This is a genomic window from Flavobacteriales bacterium (assembly GCA_016704485.1).
Classification (GTDB): domain Bacteria; phylum Bacteroidota; class Bacteroidia; order Flavobacteriales_F; family PHOS-HE28; genus PHOS-HE28.
In genome coordinates this window covers 1,563,844-1,587,134 of sequence record JADJAA010000001.1, presented here as the reverse complement: position 1 = coordinate 1,587,134, position 23,291 = coordinate 1,563,844, and the positions used below count along the sequence as shown (strand labels likewise).

At 54.0% G+C, this 23,291-nt stretch carries 14 protein-coding genes; 11 read left to right on the top strand and 3 right to left on the bottom strand.

Features of this window, described 5'->3' with window-relative positions:
* Nucleotides 1-77 precede the first annotated feature (77 nt).
* From IPF95_06630 to IPF95_06605, 6 genes are all read left to right on the top strand, one after another.
* The gene (locus IPF95_06630) at nucleotides 78-1,340 is read left to right on the top strand and encodes a radical SAM protein (GenBank protein ID MBK6474372.1); all 1,263 of its coding nucleotides are present in this window, start codon (nucleotides 78-80) and stop codon (nucleotides 1,338-1,340) included.
* A 62-nt stretch (nucleotides 1,341-1,402) separates the two neighbouring features.
* The gene (locus IPF95_06625; GenBank protein MBK6474371.1) at nucleotides 1,403-4,099 is read left to right on the top strand and encodes an N-6 DNA methylase; all 2,697 of its coding nucleotides are present in this window, start codon (nucleotides 1,403-1,405) and stop codon (nucleotides 4,097-4,099) included.
* Entirely contained in the window at nucleotides 4,086-5,294 is a 1,209-nt protein-coding gene (locus tag IPF95_06620) for a hypothetical protein (protein MBK6474370.1), read from the top strand. The genes IPF95_06625 and IPF95_06620 overlap by 14 nt, the downstream gene beginning before the upstream one ends.
* 13 nt (nucleotides 5,295-5,307) lie before the next feature.
* Complete coding sequence (locus IPF95_06615) at nucleotides 5,308-6,867, top strand: SAM-dependent DNA methyltransferase (protein MBK6474369.1); 1,560 nt, start codon at nucleotides 5,308-5,310, stop codon at nucleotides 6,865-6,867.
* Nucleotides 6,864-8,009 (top strand): restriction endonuclease subunit S, encoded by a 1,146-nt coding sequence (locus IPF95_06610; protein ID MBK6474368.1) that lies wholly within the window; start codon nucleotides 6,864-6,866, stop codon nucleotides 8,007-8,009. Before IPF95_06615 ends, IPF95_06610 begins: the two co-directional genes overlap by 4 nt.
* Nucleotides 8,010-8,037: 28 nt before the next feature.
* A complete protein-coding gene (locus IPF95_06605) occupies nucleotides 8,038-8,835 on the top strand; it encodes a hypothetical protein (GenBank protein MBK6474367.1) in 798 nt (265 codons plus the stop codon).
* A 101-nt stretch (nucleotides 8,836-8,936) separates the two neighbouring features.
* On the opposite strand, the gene IPF95_06600 is transcribed toward IPF95_06605, so the two are convergent.
* Nucleotides 8,937-10,247 carry a hypothetical protein gene (locus IPF95_06600; protein MBK6474366.1) on the bottom strand — a complete coding sequence of 437 codons (1,311 nt, stop codon included), beginning with the start codon at nucleotides 10,245-10,247 and terminating at the stop codon, nucleotides 8,937-8,939.
* A 1-nt stretch (nucleotide 10,248) separates the two neighbouring features.
* Nucleotides 10,249-11,010, bottom strand: coding sequence for a hypothetical protein (locus IPF95_06595; GenBank protein ID MBK6474365.1), 762 nt, complete (start codon nucleotides 11,008-11,010; stop codon nucleotides 10,249-10,251).
* 222 nt (nucleotides 11,011-11,232) lie between these two features.
* On the opposite strand from IPF95_06595, the gene IPF95_06590 reads away from it, so the two are divergent.
* The 5 genes from IPF95_06590 to IPF95_06570 all read left to right on the top strand — a co-directional run bounded on the left by IPF95_06590 (nucleotide 11,233) and on the right by IPF95_06570 (nucleotide 21,876).
* Nucleotides 11,233-14,691, top strand: a complete 3,459-nt coding sequence (locus IPF95_06590; protein MBK6474364.1) for a DEAD/DEAH box helicase family protein — start codon at nucleotides 11,233-11,235, stop codon at nucleotides 14,689-14,691.
* A 101-nt stretch (nucleotides 14,692-14,792) separates the two neighbouring features.
* Entirely contained in the window at nucleotides 14,793-16,592 is a 1,800-nt protein-coding gene (locus IPF95_06585) for a DUF262 domain-containing protein (protein MBK6474363.1), read from the top strand.
* A gap of 23 nt (nucleotides 16,593-16,615) precedes the next feature.
* Nucleotides 16,616-16,759, top strand: a complete 144-nt coding sequence (locus IPF95_06580) for a hypothetical protein (protein ID MBK6474362.1) — start codon at nucleotides 16,616-16,618, stop codon at nucleotides 16,757-16,759.
* A 56-nt stretch (nucleotides 16,760-16,815) separates the two neighbouring features.
* The gene (locus tag IPF95_06575; protein MBK6474361.1) at nucleotides 16,816-21,648 is read left to right on the top strand and encodes a RecQ family ATP-dependent DNA helicase; all 4,833 of its coding nucleotides are present in this window, start codon (nucleotides 16,816-16,818) and stop codon (nucleotides 21,646-21,648) included.
* A 30-nt stretch (nucleotides 21,649-21,678) separates the two neighbouring features.
* The gene (locus IPF95_06570; GenBank protein MBK6474360.1) at nucleotides 21,679-21,876 is read left to right on the top strand and encodes a hypothetical protein; all 198 of its coding nucleotides are present in this window, start codon (nucleotides 21,679-21,681) and stop codon (nucleotides 21,874-21,876) included.
* 212 nt (nucleotides 21,877-22,088) lie between these two features.
* Here the strand turns inward: IPF95_06570 and IPF95_06565 are convergent, their stop codons facing one another.
* On the bottom strand, nucleotides 22,089-23,279 hold the full coding sequence (locus IPF95_06565; GenBank protein ID MBK6474359.1) for a DNA-processing protein DprA: 1,191 nt from the start codon (nucleotides 23,277-23,279) through the stop codon (nucleotides 22,089-22,091).
* Nucleotides 23,280-23,291 lie beyond the last annotated feature (12 nt).

The window sequence follows — 23,291 nt, the reverse complement described above, 5'->3', positions numbered from 1 at the left end:
CTTTTGGTCCGTTGCCATAGGGAAGTTCGTTGGTTGAGCGATTATCCAACCATATAGACCCTTGGTGGCGAGGACCAATGACGAACACGCTCATCATATCCTTCGACCTGATCCGGCACGGTGAGATCACCAAGCCCTTGGCGATCGCATCTCTCTTGGCACACCAACGGAGTAATGAACGGCTGCGTGGACAGATGCACGTGGAACACCTCTCGATCAACATGCTCGAACACGGCGGCACGGCCACACCCGAGCAATTCGAAGTGCAACTCGCGGCGCTTGATGTGAGCCGCTTTAACGCCATCGCGCTCTCGGCTTACATCTGGAACGAGTACCTCACCAATGGCATCATCGCATTGCTTCGTCGTCTTGGGTTCCTTGGCAAGGTGGTCCTCGGAGGGTATCAAGTCACCTACGGGAACCGAGCAGAATTGCTGCGTCGGTATCCGGATTGCCAGGTCTTCATCTCCGGACAAGCCGAACAAGCCTTTGCCGAATTGACGGACCATCTCGATGCCGACGAACCCGTGTTCGTGAACGTACCAGTGGACTTCACACAACTGGCCTCACCGTATCTCACTGGCGAATTGCCTGTACCAATGGGAGCCGGTATGGTACGGTTGGAGACCAAACGCGGCTGCCCCTACCGGTGTTCATTTTGCGCACACCGCGACCTCGCCACTCACCGCGTGCATAAGCACCCACTGGATAAAGTCTTTAAAGAGTTAGCATTTCTCACTGAACATCGTGTGCAACGCGTGAACATACTCGACCCCATCTTCAACGCTGGGAAGGAGTGCCTGGATATAATGCAAGAGATCGTTCAACTCCGTACGCGCTCCACCTTCACCCTGCAATCGCGCTTTGAGAATATCCGAGGCCAACAGGTTAATGCATTCCTGGACCTTTGTACGCAAGCCAACTTCCACTTGGAGTTCGGGTTGCAGACCACGGACCATGCAGTGTCCAAGAAAATTGACCGCGCCAATCGGATGGATCTTGTCGATGCTGCTATTGAACAGCTTGTGGAGCGCGAGATTCCTTTCGAAGTGAGTTTGATCTACGGGTTGCCCGGACAGACCTTGGAAAGTTTCCAGCGTAGTATCGACCACCTCTTATCCAAAGGCTGCAGGGACGTTAAGGCTTGGCCGCTGATGCTTTTGCCCGGAACAAAGCTCTACGACCAGAAGGATCAATGGGCTATGCGCGAGGATGCCATGGGCGAATTCAGGATCCCGGTGGTCACGGAGAGCAACTCGTACACACGTCCGGAATGGGAGGTCATGGATCGTATGGCTGCCCAACTTCTGCCGACAAACCGACTGGAGAAAGTCGCTTGAGATCATAACCTGCAAACACATCTACACCATAACCCTCCACCGCTTACTTTGACCCCCGTTGCATGAAACTGATAGACGCCATAATATGTGCCCTTCGCCTGAAGAACGGCTCGGATACTTTGGAGGGTGTCTGTAATATCGTCAAGGTCTTATTGAGCCAGAAGGACGTTGAGCCATCGAGCTTGCTTGCTGAGGTGGAGTTGTCTGGTGGGCGTGTTAGTATATCCGATGACGGTAGTTTACAGTTGGATCCAGAACGTATGTTGAACCGGGTCCGTTTTTTTCAGGCCCACGCATGGGAATTGCGCAATGCGCTACGATCCATGCCCTTCGCGCAGACCGTTGGCTTGGAGCTGGCACTCATTTATGCCTTGGCCGTGCGCCCAGCAGGAGTGTTGCCTACGATCGCTCAAAGAGGAGAAGGATTATGGTCCACCTTGAATGAATTGGCAGAGGAGTTTAAGGACTTTGGGGAGCAGCATTCGTATCTTCTTAAAAATGGCGGCGCACTGGCAACAAGCCCAGTACAAACTGAGCTTTTTCTCATGGCATCAGCGGGTTTGGAACCGATCGAGTATGTGGAAGAAATGCGTAGCCTCCTCTTGCGCGATAGTCACATGGGCCAGTTCTGTACGCCATGGTCCGTTGCAATGCTTATGGCGCGGCTGCTCGGAGACGTGGAAGAGGTATTCGACCCAGCTGCGGATGCGAGCGTATTGCCAGCAGTGCTCGCAGCGCGTGCGCCACATTCTGTAAAGCTCGACGCGGTATTCTTCAACCAATTCGCATTCTTCTTCAATACGCTGCAAGCACGTATTCTCGGGGCAGACCTGAACGCCGCCTTGAACGAACCATCAGCACCCGGTGCTTCCAACAAGAAGTATACGCATTGCATTAGTGCACCACCTTTCGGTGGTCGAGTGAAAGAGGAAGGAAGGCTACGCGCGATAGAACCCTATGAGATAGCGATCAACCAGATCCTCAAGCGGCTTGCACCCGAGGGGAAGGCGGTGATCCTTGTGCCCGAGAGTATGTTGTTCGGCATCAACAGAGCGCATCTACGCAAACAGATTCTTGACCTAGGGTTGCTCGAAGCAGTGATCTCGTTGCCAGCAGGATCCTTCACACCCTACTCAGGGATAAAGACCTCGATCATTGTTTTGAATGGATCACGGCCAACGAATGCGCCTGTCCGATTCGTGGATGCGGGTTTGCATGTCACATACAAGACGCGATCCGAAATAACACTCGATGTTAGCAGCGTGCTGCAGGCGTTGGATAGCACTTATACCTTACAAGGTGTTTTGGACGTGAAGGTTTCTGACATCCGTTCCGACGAGCATGTGTCTTGGAGCATGAGTCGGTTTGCCAGCCTGCTTCAACAAGCCCATATCGTGGCCGAAGCGGATGGTGTGGACGTGGTTGAACTCGGCACCGTGCTTTCGGACGATATCCTCTCCATGGGCGACCTCGCCGGTCTGCCGCTCTTCCAGGTCTCCGAGCTTTCAACGGATGTCCTCGACATGAGGCGCACGGCGCGTGATGGGCAACATGAAACCGGTTCTGTCAAGAAGGGACTGAAGAGATTGGATGTGCCAGCACTGCTACTTGCACGGGTGGGCGGAAAGTTGAAGCCGACCTTATTCGACCCGGTAGATGGACCGATCGCCGTGGGAAGCAATGTATTCATGTTCCGTGTGGATGCGGCTCGTGCTAATACCGAATACCTCGCAACAGAACTAAGAACGCCCACGATCCAAGATCAGCTCGACGCATACCACCAAGGAAGTACGATCGCTTTCATAGCCAAAGCAGACGTTCTGAGAATTCGGGTTCGCTTACCCGAACTCAAGGATCAACTGCGCATTGTTCGCGAACGGAAGGAATCCATTCTATTGGCGAAGAAGGAGGAGATCGCTAGGCAGGAAAAACAGCATGGCCTCTCCACTGATGAGTGGCAGATCCTTGGTGCAGTGGAGCACAGCTTCCGCCCGGTGGTGGCGCTTCTGGAGCAACCCATGGCCGAGATCCATGCAGTACTCAACAGTTTGGGCCCAGTTGAAAAGTCTACGATCACCACCGCCCTAGATACAATGAATAGTGGATTGGATCGCATGCGCGGTCTCTTTCAATTGATCAATGCGGTGATCCGATCAGATAAGGAGAGTCTAAGACCAGTGCCCATCGACCTTCGTCGACTGTTCCGAACGGAATTGCGCGGACTTGCCGACCAGGTGAAAGCGCTTATGGTCATTTTCGAATGTGAAGCTGGACTAGAAACCACTGAAGGAGTGATCGCACATGTCGATCAACAACAGTTCGCACTTGTCATCCAGAACTTGTTCATCAATATGGCCAAACACGGCCTTCGATCGGATCAGGAACAATTGGTCGTACGGGTGAGGGTATCAACGCGTATTGAACCTCAACGAACGCGATTGGTTATCACCATCGAGAACAACGGCAAACCCTTTCCGGAAGGTTTTACCCATGAGCACTTCATCACCTTTGGCAAGCGTCTGGACATGAAAAAGGGCAATGGCATAGGCGGCTATCTGATCGATCGGATCATTGCCAACCACGGCGGAAAGTTCGTGTCGGGTAACCTGCCAGTGAGCGATGACAAGTACCGATCGAGTTTTGAACGCGATCAACGTATAGACGAGAATCATTGGATACCATTTGACCGGGAAGCTGTATCCACTCAAATGTTTGTCCACTTCACCATTGACCTTCCCATTTCGCATGACACTGTTTGACCTGGTTCCGATCGCCTTAGTAGATGACGATGAAGCATACGCCAAAGCCCAAATTGCTAAGGCGGTCGCGCACGGTTTCGAAGTGACTTGGTTCAAGACCTGGGCCGAGGCTAAGGAACCGATCCGAGAAAAGCGTTTCAAAGCCTTGATCCTCGATGCCAGAGGGCAGGTGGATGAACATTCACCCACCGAGGACATCGACCACCTGCATGAAGCCCGCAGGGATCTGGACCAATGGAAAGGAGCGAACATTCATATTCCGTATGTGATCAATACCGGCTTTGACGAAGGTGCAACAAAGAACCGTCGTGATGAGCGGCGGTACTTGAAAGGGAACGAGAAGGACCTATACGCGGAACTACAGAGCCTTGTTGATCGAAGCAACGAGCAAGCGCTTCGTGATAGGTATGCCGATGTGTTCGCAGTGCTCCAAGTTCCTTATTTGGATGCCGTTGCCGACCCTATGTTCATGGACGCATTGCGCTTTGTGGATCGCGGGGACAAGTCCGGTAGTGATCGCTTATTCATGAATCCTTTGCGTCAGGTAGTGGAGCACTTCTTCTATGCCGCGCATCGGCACGGGTTACTACCCGATGTCCTTGTAAAGCCGAGGGTCAACCAACGCTTGTCAGCACTGTTCCTGCGGGGCGAGCGCGTGCTTTATCCGAGCCGTTCTTCGGCCACGGTGGCCTTGAAGTGTGACCGCCCGATGATGCCCCGGATCGTTGCCGATGCACTGGACAATATTCTGCGGGTAACCAGCGAAAGCTCGCATGCGGACGAGACCGCTGAGGATTCCAATTACAGCTTGGACAATCTCGAAGCACTACACGAGCATGGTGTAACGCCTTACCTCTTGAGCACCATCGTGTTCCAGCTCATGGACGTGTTGGTCTGGTTCAAGAAGTTCGCAGCAAAGTATCCAGACCCCAAGGCGAACCGAACCTGGCTACACGAGGAAGCGGTAGGCAGCGACGGAGTTCCCCTACTCGACGGTGATACCAAAGAACTGGGCCGCGTCGTGGTCAAGAAACGCAACGATAACACCTACGCCCATGCTGGCGATGCCTACATCAACAAGGATCTGATAAAACTACACAGCCTTGTGGATGGCGACCTCGTTTCCGGCCAAGTCAAACAAGTCGAACTGAACGGACAGTCTAAATGGGAATTTACCACCATCACCAAACATTGACCATCTTCACCCCATGATAAACGGAACACTCCGCTCCGACGTCGACCGCCTCTGGGAGGCCTTCTGGACTGGCGGCATCGCCAATCCGCTCACGGTTATCGAACAGATCACCTACTTGCTCTTTTTGCGCCGGATGGATGAGATCCAGACCACCAAAGAGAAGCAGAGCGCCAAGCTCGGTGGGCCCATCAAGGATCCCATTTACCCGCCCAAGTACAAGGCGTTGCGGTGGAGCAGTTTCAAGGACAAGGACCCGGATACATTGTTCGCGCTCTTTACGCGGCCTGATGCGAAGAACGATAACCTCACGGTCTTCGATTTCATGAAGCAGATGGGGCGCGAGGGCAGCGTGTTCAGTGAGCACATGAAGGGTGCTACGTTCATGATCCCCTCCGCGCGGTTGCTGGACCGCGCCGTGCAAATGATCGCCGCGCTGGACATGGCCGACCGCGACACCAAGGGCGACCTCTATGAATACCTGCTGGGCAAGATCGCTACGGCAGGACGCAACGGCCAGTTCCGCACACCGCGCCACATCATCCGCATGATGGTGCAACTGATGGTTCCGCAACCCACCGATACCATCTGCGATCCCAGTGCCGGCACGTGCGGTTTCTTGGTGGCGGCAAGCGAAGAGATACGGCGCACGCACCCGGACAGCTTCCACGAGAAGAAGTTCCGCGAGCATTACAACACCAACCTCTTCACCGGGGTCGAGTTCGACTCCAGCATGTTGCGCATTGGTGCCATGAACATGATGTTGCACGGCATTGAGCACCCGCAACTGATCGGGCAGGATGCGCTTAGCAAAGAGCAAGGCCACATCAGTGAGCGCTTCTCGCTGGTGTTAGCGAACCCGCCGTTCAAAGGCAGCTTGGACCACGACGCTGTGGACCCTGCGATCTTGCGCACAGTGAGCAGCAAGAAGACCGAGTTGCTCTTCCTAGGTCTGATCCTGCGCATGCTCCGCACAGGTGGCCGCGCAGCTGTGATCGTGCCCGATGGTGTGCTCTTCGGCAGCAGCAAGGCGCACAAGCAACTGCGGCAGGAACTGATCGAACGCCAGCAATTGCAAGCGGTGATCAGCATGCCCGGCGGCGTATTCAAACCCTATGCAGGGGTGAGCACCGCGGTGCTGATCTTTACCAAGACCGATAGCGGCGGTACCGACAACGTGTGGTTCTACGACATGCGTGCCGACGGTTTCTCGTTGGATGATAAGCGCACACCGCAACTCACCGAAGAACAGCTTGAACTCCAATACACCGAGCCCACCAAGGGAGCGAAAACGCTGCACGAGAAAAGCAACATCGCCGACATCCTAGCGCGCTTCGGTGCGAAAGGTGAAAGCAAACGTGCACGAACCGACCAGAGCTTTCTGGTGCCCTTTGCGGACTTGAAGGCCAACAACTGGGACCTCAGCATAAACCGCTACAAGGAGGTGGTGTACGAGCAAGTGAAGTATGCCACGCCCGCCGAGCTGATCAACGGCAAAAAGGGAGAACCCGGCCTGCGCCAATTGGCCGCCGACCGTGTGAAATTGTTGGACGAATTGGAGGCGTTGTTGAAATGAGCGTGCTGGGCAATTATATCCAGATACTTGGTGGTGGTACTCCTAATCGCGATATCGAGGGCTATTGGGAAGGTGATGTCCCATGGGCTACGGTGAAGGATCTTACATCAAAGCATATTTCGGAGACGTACGAGTCGATCACTGAACGCGGTGTAGATAATTGTGCGACACAGATAGTTCCAGCCGGAACGTTATTGATTGCAACACGCATGGCTCTTGGGCGCATGTCGATCACGAACGTGCCGATGGCATTCAATCAGGATCTGAAGGCGCTTGTTATAAATGGCAAGGTTGACCAGACCTATCTCTATTACTTTCTATTTGCGAAAGAGAATTACTTCATTTCGCGTGGAAACGGAGCGACGGTGAAAGGCTTCAAGATAGAAGATATCCGCAGCTTACCTTTTGCTCCGCCCGCCCTCCCCACGCAGCGTCGCATCGCGGCGATCTTGGACAAGGCGCAGGCGCTGGTGGCCAACGACCGGCGAACCTTGGCGGTTTACGACCAACTTGCCAAGAGCCTGTTCTTGGAGCTGTTCGGGGATCCGGTGCGGAATGAGAGGGGGTGGGAAACTGTAGACTTGGGTTCGTTGTGTGAGGTCGTCCGTGGGAGCAGTCCAAGACCACAGGGTGATGCGCGATACTTTGGAGGTCCCGTGCCTCGCCTAATGGTTGCAGACTTGACCCGTGATGGGATGTATGTGACACCTCAGATCGATTCACTCACGATTGAAGGCTCACAGCGCAGTCGTCCAATGAAACGTGGTGACTTGGTGATGGCTGTAAGTGGGAAGCCAGGCCTGCCAGCGATCCTGATGGTCGACTGTTGCATACACGATGGATTTGCAGGATTTCGTGACTTTGACAAAGGCTTTGACCTGAGGTTCATTTACCATTATCTGAATATGCTCGCCGTAGGGGTCAGCGATAAGTCGGTGGGAGCCATCTTCAAGAATATCACAACAGAAGAGATCCGAAGAATGCGTATTCCACTTGTTCCACTCAAAGCGCAGGAACGGTTCGGAACATTACTCCATAACATCCAAAAGCAGCGCACCTGCATTGCAGCAAGCTTACACCAGAGCGAGGGCTTGTTCGGGAGTTTGTTGCAGGGGGCGTTCCGGGGGGAGTTGGGGAACTAACGGAAGAGGATCACGCAGCACGGACATAATGTATCGCACCCTCTCACCAACCTATAACGCCGCCTACCAGCAACACTTGGAAGCCTTTCAACGTCGACTGGCGCGCACCTTTCCGCAACGCACCCACTTCACAGACTTCTATCCGAGCATCGGTACGCGAACGAATGAACCGGTTGATGTGCTGGTCTACGGCCAGGCCGTGGGTGGTTGGCACCCGGAGTGGGACTTCACGAAGGCAGTACCGAGGGGCCGCATAGAAGAGAGCAAGCGCTACTCCAACGAACCCTTCAAAGACCACTCCCCGTTGGATTGGGTGAACGTGTTGTGGACGAACACTACCTTGAACAAGTGTAGCCCGGAAGAACAAGCCTGGTATACCGAACGGGAGAAGAACTACCGCGCTTGGTCATCGTTCTTCTGGCAGGCCACGGTCAAGCTGATGCAGGTTCGGCACGGCATCACAAATGAGGACGCGTGGGAATGGAACCGTCAACTGGTATGGTCCAACCTCTACAAGATCGCACCGCAGAACCGTGGCGAAGTGGCCAATCCGGATGTGGACGAGCGCATCCTGCAACGACCCGAATGCGTGGATCTGGTGCGCATGGAACTGGAGGAATTACAGCCGAAACTCTGTGTGGTGCTCACCAACGATACGTGGTGGTCGCATTTTCGCACGGGGCTGGGGATCAAGGAAAGTAGACCAACTGACTCGTCGGTCGAACGCGCAGAGCAGTACGGAGATACCCGCATCGTGGTGGTGAAACGGCTGCGTGGCTTGAGCTACAAGACGGTAGTGGCGGATATCGTGAAGTGGAGTGGATAGACAGCACTACCGGTGTTCCACTGCGAACCTACGCCGGAGCGAGGACTTGTTCGGGCTTTTGCTGCAGGGGGCGTTTTGGGGGGAGTAGGGATCGGAAATGGCTATGCGACCGGCCCTCTCTTTACGAAGTACATTTCCAGCTCTCCTTTCCCTTTCACTGGTATTTTGCCTCGCGATGTGAAGGCAAGTCCCGGCACGTTCTTCACCAGTTCATAGGTGCTCTGCGAGATGTTTACTTGGCCCACTTCGCTATTGCTCTCCATGCGGCTGGCCGTGTTCACGGTGTCGCCCCAGATATCGTACTGGAACTTCTTCACACCCACGATGCCCGCCACCACTGGGCCGGTGTGAACACCGAGACGCATCTCGAAGGCCGGTTTGTTCAAGGCTGTTCGTTGCGCTTTGTACCTGACCATGAATTCCTGCATCTCCAACGCGGCCTCTACAACACCTGCCGGTGATCCGCGCAGAGGATCAGGCACGCCACCTGCCGCCATGTAAGCATCGCCAATGGTCTTGATCTTCTCCACACCGTACCGGGAAATTATCCCATCGAACGCCTCGAAACACGTATTGATCTCGGCCACCAGATCCTGAGCACTTAATTGCACGGATAGCTCCGTGAAGCCTTTGAAGTCGGTGAACAGGATGGTGGCGGGATCGAAGTCCCGCGCCTTTGCCGAACCGTTGGCTTTTAGTTCTTCCGCCACTTCGGATGGCAGGATGTTGAGGAGTAGTTCATCGCTGCGTTCTTTCTCGCGCAACACCGCTTGTTTCTCCGCTACAAGTTCGGCGGTACGGTCGTCCACCTCGCGATCAAGATCATCCCGTTGACGCGCTACCAGCTTGTTGTTTTGAGCGGCAGTGACGGCCAGATAAATGACGACTGAAACCGGCACAGCAACATAGGCGAGATAATCGGAAAGTGTGAGCCATGTCGTAGATGGTATTTCAGTGACCAGGCCGAAGCACGTCAAGAGGAAACTCAACAGACTGGACACAAGCGCCCCTGCCCCGATCCAACGTCCGAAACCCTTCTTACGCACCAGGCGAATGCCAAGTCGGATCAATTCGATCGCGAACCAGAGCGCTATGGAATAGCGCAGTACCGCACCAACCACCAGTGCGACCAAAAGTGGCCACTGATCATCGGACAAACCTGCATCTATGCTGTATTCCCCCGTGATCTCCGAAAATGACCAGGAGATCTTCCCGAAAAAGTACAAGCGGCCAGCGCTGGTTGCCGAAACGAACAAGACACCGAAGGTGAGCCAAAAGGCGCGCCGACTTGATAACCCACCTAGCATGCGCCACAAGACCATGATAAGCACATACATAGGCCATAGAAGGAGGATCTTGTCAATAATGCCAATGACCTGGATGGTGGGCCACGGCAAACCCAACAAGCCCATCTCACTGGTCAACTTGGCGCATACCCTGATCCTGTAACGAAGGCCAGCAGGGCCAGTAGCCACCACTGCTTATCATTCCGGTCCAAAGACCAGAGGACCAAGGCGAGCAAAAGATGATGGCGTTGACCCCGATGAAGACACCATAGTGCATCGCGGACAGCTGTACGTTGTAGGCGAAGTTCGTATAGTGCAAAGTGGGGTAGGGAATTCCATTCCTTGCCGGATCTATCCGAATAGCGAGCACTTCTGGTTCGCCTTGGCACGCGAATGTGATCGGTAGGGTAAAGCGCCGCAGCGTGTCCCAAATTGGTTGATCAAGATCATGAACAACCGGCGGCAATTCCCGGACGTGCACCAACCGATGGCCGTTCAAAAAGATCTCAATACCGGCAATGGATCCCAAACTTAGTGTCAATGGGCTACCGCGCAGGGAACTGTCGCAGAGAAGATGGTACCGCACCCACAGGGCTTGCGCAGTGTCCAATTGTTCCTTTGGCAACGTGATGGGCGCATACCATGAACCGGCTGCGACCCAACCGGAATCATTCAAGTCGCGCGATGCGAATGTGCCATCATCCCCAAAGTGGTAACACAGAAGCCCGTAGTTGGACAAGTATATTCCCGGGATCTGTCGACCCATGCCGGGCACTACCGAATTAAAGTCCTGCAGTTGTTCCGCCGTGATAATTGTTGGCTGCTCCTCCTCGGTTGGTCCATCTTGTTGCGCCGTGCATAGCCCTACGACCAAAAATGGCGATCGCAACTAATAGCAGGCGTGTGTGGGTGCACATGTCCGCAATGTAGTGCTTCAGAGGAATTAGCATTCTCTTAGCAGCAAGAAGACCGGTTCTGAAGTATCCACATGTATTTTAGAGCCGTAAAGGGCCACACGCGGCAGTTACCATCACAAGCCGCACATCATAGGCTCGACTTATTCGCATCTTGTAATTGTACAAGTGCTTAGAATATCGTCAATTGCGCCTCCATGTCGTTGAGCACCCCGAGCAACTTCCGCTTCCTCGTTGAAGAGTGGCCCTCCATTGCGAAGGAGGCCATGGACGCGGAGCGGTATGCCTTGGCCGCACCGATCGCCTCTGCCGTGTATGCCCGCCGTGCGTTGGAACGTACCGTGCACTGGCTGTATGATAACGACAGTGACCTACAGCGCCCTTACAACAGCCAGTTGAGCGCGTTGATGGATGAACGGTCCTTCCGGGTACTGATACCACCACCCATCTACATCGACCTGCAGTACATCCGGCGTACCGGCAATGCCGCTGCGCATGATAAGAAGGTGGTGGAGAGCCAGAGCGTAGCCTCATTGCGCCTCTTGTTCCGGTTCTTGAAATGGATGGGTCGTACGTACAGCGCATTCGACATCGAGGTAGGAACATTCCAAGAGGAGGCACTCATAGTACAAGTGAAAGTGAAGGAAGTTCCGAACAGCGCGGAGCTTCAACAGTTACAGGAGCGTTATGAAGCGCAACGTGTAGCGATGGAGACCGAGCGCGAGCAACGGTTGAAATTAGAAGGAGAAAAGCAGATATTGGCAGAACGCCTGGCAGCGATCCAGGAGCGCAAGGAGCGCCATGAGAACATACCCATACCTGCTTCTGAATATTCGGAGGCGGATACACGGTTACTCTTCATTGATGAACTGTTGCGCGAAGCAGGCTGGGACCCTGCCGCATCCAACGTGATCGAATACCCGGTAACAGGGATGCCATTGAGCACCAATCCCAACGGCAACGGCAAGGTAGATTACGTGCTCTGGGGTGCAGATGGTAAACCGCTGGCCGTAGTAGAGGCCAAGCGCACCACCCACGATGCCCAACAAGGCCGTGTGCAAGCAAGCCTTTACGCTGATTGCCTGGAACGCATGACCGGACAGCGCCCGGTGATATTCTATAGCAACGGTTTCGATACGTGGATCTGGGATGACACCTTTTATGGTCCACGCGCTGTACAGGGCATTTACACGCGGGACGAATTGCAACGGGTCGTTGATCGGCGTATCGGTCGTGTGAACATTCGGCATGTGCCGATCGATGAGCAGATCGTGGAACGCTATTACCAACATCAAGCGATCAAGCGGGTTGCAGAAAGTTGGGTGGATGAAGATGGCATGCGCGGTCTTAAGCGAAAAGCATTGATCGTAATGGCCACTGGGGCTGGCAAGACGCGTACCGTTGCCGCGTTAGTGGACCTTCTACTGAAAGCGAATTGGGCGAAGCGTGTGCTCTTTCTCGCTGATCGCAATGCCTTGGTCACACAGGCAAAACGGGCCTTTGAGAAGAACCTGCCGAATGTTACCACATTGGATCTCACCAAACAGCGCTATGATGAAAGCGCACGGGTGGTCTTCAGCACCTACCCCACGGTAATGAACCGCGTGGACCAAGTGCGGAGTGATGATGTGAAGACCTTCGGTGTCGGTCACTTCGATCTGATCATTGTGGATGAGGCGCATCGCTCAGTGTACGATCGGTACGGTGCTATTTTCACCTATTTCGATTCCTTGTTGGTCGGCCTTACTGCAACACCACACGACCAAGGGGATCGGGATACCTATGCCTTGTTCGATTGCGAAGAGCATAACCCGACATCGTTCTATGAATTAGGGCAGGCCGTAGCCGATCGTTTTCTGGTGCCGCCCATTGGCAAAGCAGTGGACTTCGGCTTTCTGCAACGCGGTATCCGCTACGATGACCTGAGTGAGAGCGATAGGACACATTACGAAGAGACCTTCCGGGACGACCAAGGGAATATACCCGAAGAGATCGGAGCGCCCGCGATCAATAACTGGCTCTTCAACTCGAACACCATCGATCAGGTGTTGGCCTATGTGATGGAGAACGGGATCAAAGTGGAAGGTGGTGAGAAGCTGGGCAAGACCGTTGTCTTTGCAAGGAACATAGACCATGCCCGGGCCATACAGAACCGTTTTGAAGATCAGTTCCCGCAGTACGGTGGGCATTTCATGTCGGTGGTACACAGTAAGGAGCAATACTCCCAGAGCATCATAGATAATTTCAGTGATAAGGACCGGTATCCACAGATCGCCGTGAGTGTGGATATGTTGGATACGGGTATTGATATTCCTGAGATCGTGAACTTGGTGTTCTTTAAACCGGTCTATAGCAAGTCCAAGTTCTGGCAAATGGTTGGCCGCGGCACACGCTTATGCCCGGATCTGTTCGGTCCCGGCCAGCACAAGGAGAACTTCAGGATCTTCGATCTCTGTGGCAACTACAGCTTCTTCAACCTGCGGCCGGAAGGCATTGAACCTGTGCGCTCCCCCAGCCTATCGCAACGGATCTTTGAAGCAACTATCCTACTTAGTGAACAACTGCGTGAACCAGCCCATCAGGTACCAAAAGATCAAGCACTACGCGTTGAGCTTTTGAATAGTGCGCATAGTTGGGTCCAGGCACTTTGGGAATTGCGGCACACCGTGCGCATTCGTCCTGCGCAACGTGTGCTCGATCACTACCGTGAACGTACCGCATGGAATGCGTTATCAAAAAGCGGGATCAGTGATCTGTTCGAGACCGTTGGTCACTTGATCGAACTACCGGACAAGGACGAGCTGGCCAAACGATTTGACCTACTTATGCTCGATCTGGAAATTGCTGTGGCCCAAGAGGCGCCGTCAGTAGATCGCCTGTTCCGCACGTTGGCCTCAACCGCCACACAGCTTGCCCGGCTCTCCAACATTCCCGTAGTGCAGGAGCGGTATCCAGCGATCAAAGCAGTTCTTGATGTCGCAAATGATCAACAACAACGAGCCGCTGTGTTCGGTCTGGAAGCCTTGGAATTCACACGAAAACAATTGCGCGATCTAGTGCGCTTGATACCGCGCGAGGAACGCAAAGTGGTATACTCGGACCTGAGAGATGAGTTGGTGAGCGAGGGTGAGGATATCATCTCCATGCCAGGTAGCTACACCATGCGTAGCTATCGGATGCGTGTAGAGGAGTTCATCCGCTCGCACAAACACCAGCTTACCATTCACAAACTATACACCAATGAGCCGATCACGACCGCTGAGCTAGTGGAACTGGAACGCATCCTGTTCGATGGAGACGAACGCGGCACGAAGGAGGCTTTGATGAAGGAACTTGGCGAGGAACGGCCACTAGGCTATTTCATTCGCAGCATCATCGGCCTTGATGAAGGCGCAGCAAAAGCAGCCTTCGGCGAATTCTTGTCCGGCTCCATCTTCAGTGCTACGCAGATCCACTTCATCGATTCCATCATTCGGCACCTCACGGTGAACGGCGTGATCGACAAACGCATGCTCGCAGAGCCGGGTTCAACGTTCACGGACCTACACCAAGAAGGGATCTTCGGCCTATTCCCGAATGAGAATGATCAGGATAAGATCATCTCGGTAGTGGAGTGGGTGCAAGGGAACGCACAGCCGGGTGAGCGCAGTGCTTGATCTGAACAAATACTTTAGGCGCATCTTCGCCACGCAGCTAACTGATACAGCGCTGAACAATAATCACACGAAGGACAATACATAGGTTGTTCAACACGATCATGCAAACACAGAAATACAGTATCCAACAGCCGCTTATCGAAAGTTTATTGTCGTGGGTGAAAGAGAAAGAGATCGCGATACCCGAGATCCAGCGCCCATTCGTTTGGGATAAGAGCAAAGTCCGCGATCTGATGGATAGCATCTACCAAGGTTTTCCAGTGGGCTACATTATTACATGGAAGAACCCGGATGTGCGCTTGAAAGATGGCAGCATTGGCAGCGGCAAGAAGATCTTGATCGATGGGCAACAACGCATAACAGCATTGCGTGCTGCTTTAATGGATGAATACGTGGTGGACAAGGATTATGCGCGGATCAAGATCAAGATCGCGTTCCATCCCATCACCCAGAAGTTCGAGGTGCAAACGCCCATCATCCAAAAGGACAAGGCGTGGTTGCCGGATATCGCGGTGTTCTTTGGGAGTGGTTTCAGCTTGATCAAATTGAACAAAGCATACACCGCAGCAAACCCGGATGCAGATGCCGAGCTTGTGGAGAGCAGCCTTGGGCAATTGGCCAATTTAGCCAAGCGGCAGATCGGCGTGATCGAACTGAACCACGAACTGGACATAGAGACGGTAACGGAGATCTTCATCCGCATCAACAGCAAAGGAGTCGTATTGAGCCAAGCGGACTTTGCCATGAGCAAGATCGCCAGCAACGAGCACCATGGTGGTCCGGTTCTGCGCAAGGCCATCGATTACTTCTGCCACCTGAGCAAAGAGCCGCAGTACTACGAGCACATCAAGGAGAACGACCCCGAGTTCGCAGCCACGGAGCACTTCAAGAACATGAAGTGGCTACGCAGCGAAACCGAAGATCTCTATGACCCGGCCTACACGGATATGTTGCGTGTTGCCAGCGGTGTGGAATTCGGTCGTGGTAAAATGAGCGACCTGGTCAGCCTACTTAGTGGACGCGATTTCGTGAACCGCACGTTCGAGGAGACCATTATGGAAAATTCTTTCAAGCAGTTGGACGCTGGTGTGGCCCGCTTCATGAATGAGACTGACTTCAAGTTCTTCACGTTGATCCTTCGGTCGGCAGGCTTCGTGCGCAGCAAGTTGATGCGCAGTAAGAACGCGATCAACTTCGCCTATTTCTTGTACCTGCATTTGCGTCGTCAAGGAATGGACCGAGGCAATGAATTACAAAGCTTGGTGCGCCGTTGGTACGTTATGAGCATCTTGACCGAACGTGCAACGGGCAGCTTCGAAAGCCAATTCGACTTTGACATCAAACGGCTGAACGAACGCAATGCTTCCGACTACTTAGCCGAGATCGAAGCAGGTGACCTGAGTGATGCGTTCTGGAATTCTGTACTTCCAGGGCATTTGGAAAGCCCAGTGATGAGCAGTCCGTTCTTCGGCGTATTCCTAGCTGCCCAAGCCAACGCGAACGACCATGGTCTGTTCAGTCGGCACCTCACCGTGAACGACATGTTGCTTACACGCGGAGATGTACACCACATCTTCCCCCGCAGCTTGTTGAAGAAGAATGGCTTGGGTCGCAGTCTGTACAATCGCGTGAGCAATCTGGTGTACATGGACCAACCCGGAAACATCAAGATCGGTGACAAAACGCCAGCGGTATACTTTACGACCGTTGCGGACAAGCTTGAGCAAGGCAAAGGTGACATCGGTGGTCTGCGTAACATGGCCGACCTGCGCAAGAACATGCGCGAGAACTGCATCCCAACAGCTATCTTCGACTATGATGTAAAAAGCTACCAGACCTTTTTGGAGGAACGCAAACACCTGATGGCACAAAAGATCAAGGGCTATTACGAAGGCTTGTAAATTTCAACAACCAGCACCACCCCATGCGAACTCTCCTACTCTTCCTAACTGTAATTCTTTCTACGCTGGTTCAAGCGCAGACCACGGAATGCACCACCGAGGTCGTGGAAGATCTAGAAAGTGGGTTGGAGAGTTTTCGGGTTATTGAAGGAGTGTTGAATTTGTGATCCATGCATAGCTCTTCCGCAGCCCGTTTCATCCACCACGCCATTGCGCCCAGCTAATGAACGCACTGGACAAGGTCCTCATTCTGGATCTCGAGTTAGATCAGCGGAGTAAAAAACTCCTGGACGTAGGAGCTGTGCTCGGGAGCAGCGAATTCCACAAGCGTAAGCTGGATGGACTTAAGAAGCTGATAGACAGGGCAACCATTGTCGCCGGGCACAACCTTGTTGGCCATGATGCGCCTGTGCTTCGGAAGCACATGGGGCAGAATGTATTAAAGGGTAAGGTGCTCTTGGATACTTTGTGTTGGAGTGCATTGCTGTACGCCAATAAGCCCTATCACAAGTTGGTGAAGGGCTACAAGATCCGCAACGAGGACGGCGACAACGATCCGCTCAGTGACGCAAAACTGTGTCGCGAACTATTGGAAGAACTTTTAGGTACATTCAATTGTTTGCCTGTTGTCATGCGTTCGGTCTATGCCGGTTTGCTTTCCGGACAGGAAGGGTACGATGGCATGATCGAGCTTGCGGCACATGAGCAGGACAAGACAGACGTAGCCGACTTGATCACCTCGCGTTACTCAGGCCTCATTTGCGCTTCTGCTCCGCTGCAACGCTTTACTACTGATAGACCTGTAGAGCTCGCGCATGCGCTGGCCCTGATCGACACGACCGATGAAGCATCCATCCTACCCCCTTGGGTCGTACATAGCTTGCCTTTTACCCAACAGGTACTGCATAACCTGCGGTTCGCACAGTGTAATGATGCGGGCTGCGAGTACTGTGCGACCTGGATGGATGCAAAGCGCGGACTGAAGGAGTATTTCGGGTATGATCACTTCCGATTGTTCGACGGTGAAAGCCAGGCTGGAGTGCAGGAAAAGGCCGTCGGTTCAGCGTTGGCCGGAGAGTCGGTCCTGACCGTCTTCCCCACTGGCGGAGGCAAGTCGCTCACGTTCCAGCTGCCTGCTCTAATGGAAGGTGCGCTTACCCGTTCGCTCACCGTGGTCATCTCGCCGTTGGTTTCGCTGATGAAAGATCAGGTGGAGGTGCTGGAACATCGGCACCAGATAGTGCGTGCGGCCCATCTGAGCGGACTACTTTCCCCATTGGAGCGGCAAGAAGTCCTGAAGCAAGTAGAGGATGGCGGGATCCACCTGTTGTATATCGCTCCGGAAACGCTTCGTTCTCCCACGCTTTCCCGTCTGCTGCAGAAGAGACAGATCTCGCGGTTCGTTATAGATGAGGCCCATTGCTTTTCCAGTTGGGGGCATGATTTCAGGGTGGACTACTTGTACATCGCGCCCTATCTGAAACAGCTTCAGATCGACCTTGGGCGCGAGAAGCCCATACCCGTATCCTGTTTTACTGCCACCGCCAAGCCGCAAGTGGTGGAAGACATCCGGAACTATTTCAAGAATGGCCTTGGTCTGGACCTTATTCCCTATATAAGCCAAGCGCGGCGGGAGAACCTGGAGTACGAGGTCCTTCCTGTGGAGGACACCACTGCCGAAGCCCGTCAACGTGTGTTATTGGGCCTGCTGAACACCTGTGAGAAACCCGCGATCGTGTATGCAAGCCGGACCAAACGCGTTGATGAGCTTGTAGATCGCATCAAGGCGATCGGGATATCGGTCCGCGGATTTCATGGCAAGATGGAGCGCGAAGAGAAGCAGCTCAATCAGGAGAGCTTCATGGATGGTGAGGTGGATGTCATGGTGGCAACCTCGGCTTTCGGTATGGGTGTGGACAAGGAGGATGTGCGATCCGTCATCCACTACAACATCTCCAGTTCGCTGGAGAGCTACGTACAGGAAGCCGGTCGCGCTGGCCGCAACAAAGACATTGATGCCAAGTGCTACATCCTATACAATGAGAATGACCTGGGCGGCCATTTCCACTTGCTTCAACGGACCAAGCTCAATCAAAAGGAGATACAGCAGGTATGGCGTGCGGTAAAAGGCATGACCAAGATCCGGGACAAGATCAGTCGTTCGGCTTCGGAGCTTGCCAAAGCCGCGGGATGGGATGAAGAGATGCGTGATATCCAGAACCGCGTGGCCGCATCCCTTGCAGCCCTAGAGGACCGAGGCTACATAAAGCGCACGCTGAACTCCCCGCAGGTTTTCGCTACCGGTCTAATGGTCAAAGGACTGGAGGATGCCTTACGGATAGTACGGGACAATACCGGATTAACAGAAAAACAGAAGGAGAATTGCATACGGGTATTGCAGCGACTAGTGAAACCGGATGAGGATGGAGTGGGTGTATCGCAAGTCGATGTGGTCGCGGGTCATCTCGGAATGAAGTTGCGTGATGTGATCGAGACCGTACAACTGTTGCGGAACATCGCGGTCTTGAACGATGAGCAGGACCTGACCGCCTATGTGGATGGTCGACCACGTGCGGGTTCCAAAGCACGGTTGCAACGCATCCTGAATACCGAAAAGGCATTGGTAGGGCTCCTGGCCGAACAGGAAATGACCGTGACCTATCGCGCGCTGAACCAAGGCATTCTTGACCAGGGGGTGGACAGCAGGATAGAGGATCTGAAGCCACTGTTCCTGATCTGGAAGAAACGAAGACTGGTAGGGATCAAGCGCCTGGACCGGCAAGCAGATAGCTACAGGATAACACTATTGAAGGACCCGGAAGAACTACGGAAGGAGGTGGAAGCGCGCCAAGCACTTGCCTTGGCTTGTTTCGAACAACTTGAGAAACTAGTACCCGATACGTCGAAGCTCGCTGACGATGCCAAGCAGGAATTGCGTGTGAAATTCTCCTTGTTGGGGCTGAGAGCGGCAATGGCCGAAGGGATGTTCGGCAAAGAGCATGACCTGAAAGCCATTGCCGATGCATTGCTGTTCCTACACGGCATGAATGTACTGAGCCTGCAGGACGGGTTCATGGTCATGTACCAACGGATGAATGTGGAGCGCGTGGAGCAGAACGTACGGAAGCAATACACCCAAGAGGATTACGGTAACCTGAGGCATCATTACCAGAACAGGGTGGAACAGATCCATATGGTGGGAGAGTATGCAGCACGCCGTATGGAAAGCGTTCAGGCCGCGTTATCTTTCGTAGATGACTATTTCCGCTTCGAGCACGATGTCTTCGTGCAGAAATACTTTCCGAAGCGCAGCACCGATATCACACGGCCTATCACCCGAAGCAGATTCACTGAGCTTTTCGGGGATCTGGATACGAAGCAATTGGGAGTGGTCAATGATAGTACGGACCAGATCCTTGTTGCTGCGGGTCCGGGGAGCGGTAAGACCCGGGTCCTTGTCCATAAGGTGGCGAGCCTTCTGCTCATTGAGGATGTGAAGCCTGAGCAATTCCTTATGCTCACGTTCTCGAAGGCTGCGGCAATGGAGTTCCGCGACCGCGTCCATGCCATGGTTCCGGAGTATCGAGGCCTTATCCGGATCACGACATTCCATGGCTTGTGTTTTGAACTGATGGGTCAGCTCGGCGATCTGGACCGGTCGGAAACTGTGATCAGCCGCACCATGGCGGCTATCCATGCCGGCGAAGTGGATGTCACCTCCATTGCGAACAAAAGCGTGATCGTATTGGATGAATTCCAAGATGTTGATCAGGAGCAATGGCAACTGATCCAGATGCTTGCTGAGACCGCAGAGAAACCACGCATCATCGCAGTGGGTGATGACGACCAGAACATCTATGAATGGCGCGGTGCATCGCCAAGATTCATGTCGGAATTCCGAACCCGCTTCAAGGCGCGATCGCATAGCCTACTTGTGAATTACCGGAGCAAGGAGACGATCGTTCGATTGACGAATCATATTGCCTCCAAGATCAAAGTCCGGATAAAAGATGGTGAGGAACTTGTAGCAAATGACGATCGGCCGGGAGTGCAACGTGTGGTCCGATATTCCGGCGGCTATCATTTGACAGGACTGGTAAAGGACGTCGCACGGTCGACGCTCACCGGCACGACAAGTGTATTGACCCGCACGAACAATGAGGCGATCATGGCAACGGCCATGCTGGAGCAACATGGCGTCAAGGCGCGCTACATCGGTGGCTCGGATGACTTCCCCGTAGGTCGCTTGCGCGAGGTCCGAGCGTTCGGCCAATTCGTTCGTGAACGCCATCCAGGAATTGGTGTTATTCCCAAGGAGGTCTGGGACAATGCCGTTAAGGAATATATAGAAGGGCTCAAGGGGAATCCATTGCGGGCGGACATGAAAGACCTACTTGCGCTCTTCAAGAAAGGGAACCAAGGGCGACATGACCTATCAGAATGGGATGCTTTCGTGCGTGAGATCAGGATCAGCGACGCCGTGAAACCACAGAAAGGAGTGGTGCATGTATCTACCATGCACAAGAGCAAGGGCAAGGAGTTCAATAACGTGTTCGTATACCAGAAGAACTACCCGATGGAGGAGGACAAAGACCTCCGCCTACTCTATGTGGCCTGCACAAGATCAATGGACCAATTAGTGATCCACACGAATGATCAGTTCCTTCCCACCTACAAACATGCCTCGTTGATCAGAGAAACGAATGAGGTGGTATACCCTCGGCCCAATAAACTTGAATACGTGCTTGGTATGAAGGAGGTGAACCTGGGATCGTGTTCATATAACTCCGACCGGATCACATCCCTTTCTGCGGGCTCCAATATGGTGCCGGATGAGAAACAATTCACGAACGGAAGTGCACTTGGTCTTGGCACCGGGAACGGCAATGTGCTGCTCTACGCGCGCAAGTTCATTGACTCGACACTACCCCGTTTCGCAAATGAGGGATATCGTGTTTCAGGCGCTACGGCAGAATACATTGTGCATTGGTACGATAAGGAGAAGGATAAGAGCTATGAAGTGGTATTGCCTCGCGTGCAGTTCACGTTGGGTTGACAGGGTAAAGGCTGGTCAACATCAAATACCGTGAAGGACATTGCCGATGTGGTGAAGCCGTATGCTCCGTTCATTTTCGAGATGGAACTGTTCGGCACTTGCCCGGATGAGGATACTTGGCCTGTGGACCGGAGCTGGAAAGTCTTTAACGCATGGTTCAGTTACCACGTGGGGAGCATGGTATGGGATCTATCGCCGGAGGTGATCTTGGAACATAATGACTATTGATGGCGGGGTGAGAGCTGAACACTACCAATAGAAAAACGACGCAGTAGAGCTCTTAGCTAACTTTCTCAAAGAACACTATCAAAGGCCGCGTGGCCGGAACGATCATTCGAGATACGGCAAGTTCATACTTGAACGAACGCCACGATGCCAGAAACACCGTACTACCAATTCAACCGGGAAGAGCATGATCCAGCTGTACTGAGCGACACGACTCACTCCCCACTAAAAAGATCCGGACCCGCTAGGGCGTAGCTGCGTGATCGGCCAGTTGGTGGTTCCACTTTGTGCAGGTGTACCAATTGGTCCAGCAGGTGGCTGATGCGGGCCTCGTCCATGGCGATATGTTTGGCAAGGGCCTTCACGGTCATGGGAGTGGCAAGTGCCTTGAGGATGGCTTCCATCTCATCCGCTTCGGTGAGCTCTTTCGGGGCCGTGGTTCCGGAGGCTTGGTATACGGCGGCAACGTCGGAGGCAATGGGCAGTTCGAAGAGTTGAGCGCTGGAGAGTTTACCCTTGGCGAGGTCCTCCATGTCCAAGGCATGCGGATCGGAATCGGGCAAAGGCTGTGCGCCACGATCCACCAGTGCGCGGTTGCCGCTGCGTGGATCGGGATGGTGCTTCACCCACACGGGCACCCACTTCTTCTTCAGGTCCTCAGTGGCGCCGGCCCAGGTACCTCCCTTGTTGGCATCGGAGCACACCACCACGGCCGCACGGCTTAGGCAGTACACATACTTGTTGCGCGCCATGGCATTGGCCCCGGAGAAACCCACTTCGGGGTGCGAGGCACAGAGCAGGACGATGTCACTGCGTTGGATGGCATCGCGGTACTTGTGACTGGTGGCCATCTTCAGCAGGCTATCGGCCACCACCCCGATCACGGTACCACTGGCTTCGATGGCACCGCGCATGGAGGCTTCGTCCACACCGCGCGCACCACCGCTTACGATGGACCAGCCCTGTTGTGCGGCGGCGTGGCCCAGTTGGCGGGCGAAGTGCAGATCGGCCTCGGCGGCGTTGCGCGATCCGATCACAGCAAGTGCCTTGGTCTCCAGCTTGCGGCGGTCGCCTGCACCATGGAACAAGGGCGGCGCTTGGTCGCCGAGCATGGTGGTGAGCCGTTGCGGATAATCCGGCGAGGAGCGCGTGATCACCCAGAGCCCTGCACGTTGCCACTTCTCCAGCAACAAGGCAACTTGGAAACCGCGATCCAGCAACGGTGCGATACGCTCCAGGGTGATGGTCTTGTCCTGAAAGGTGGCCAGCGTGTGCTTCGGATCGCCAATGAACAGGTCGCCCGGTGTGTGCTCATGTGCAAGCAACCACGCACTGAACCGTGACCATTCGCCGGTGGAGAGCGGCTGCACGGCGTTGCCTCCGGGCAGGTGCGCGGTAAGCAGCAAGGTGGCTTGGTC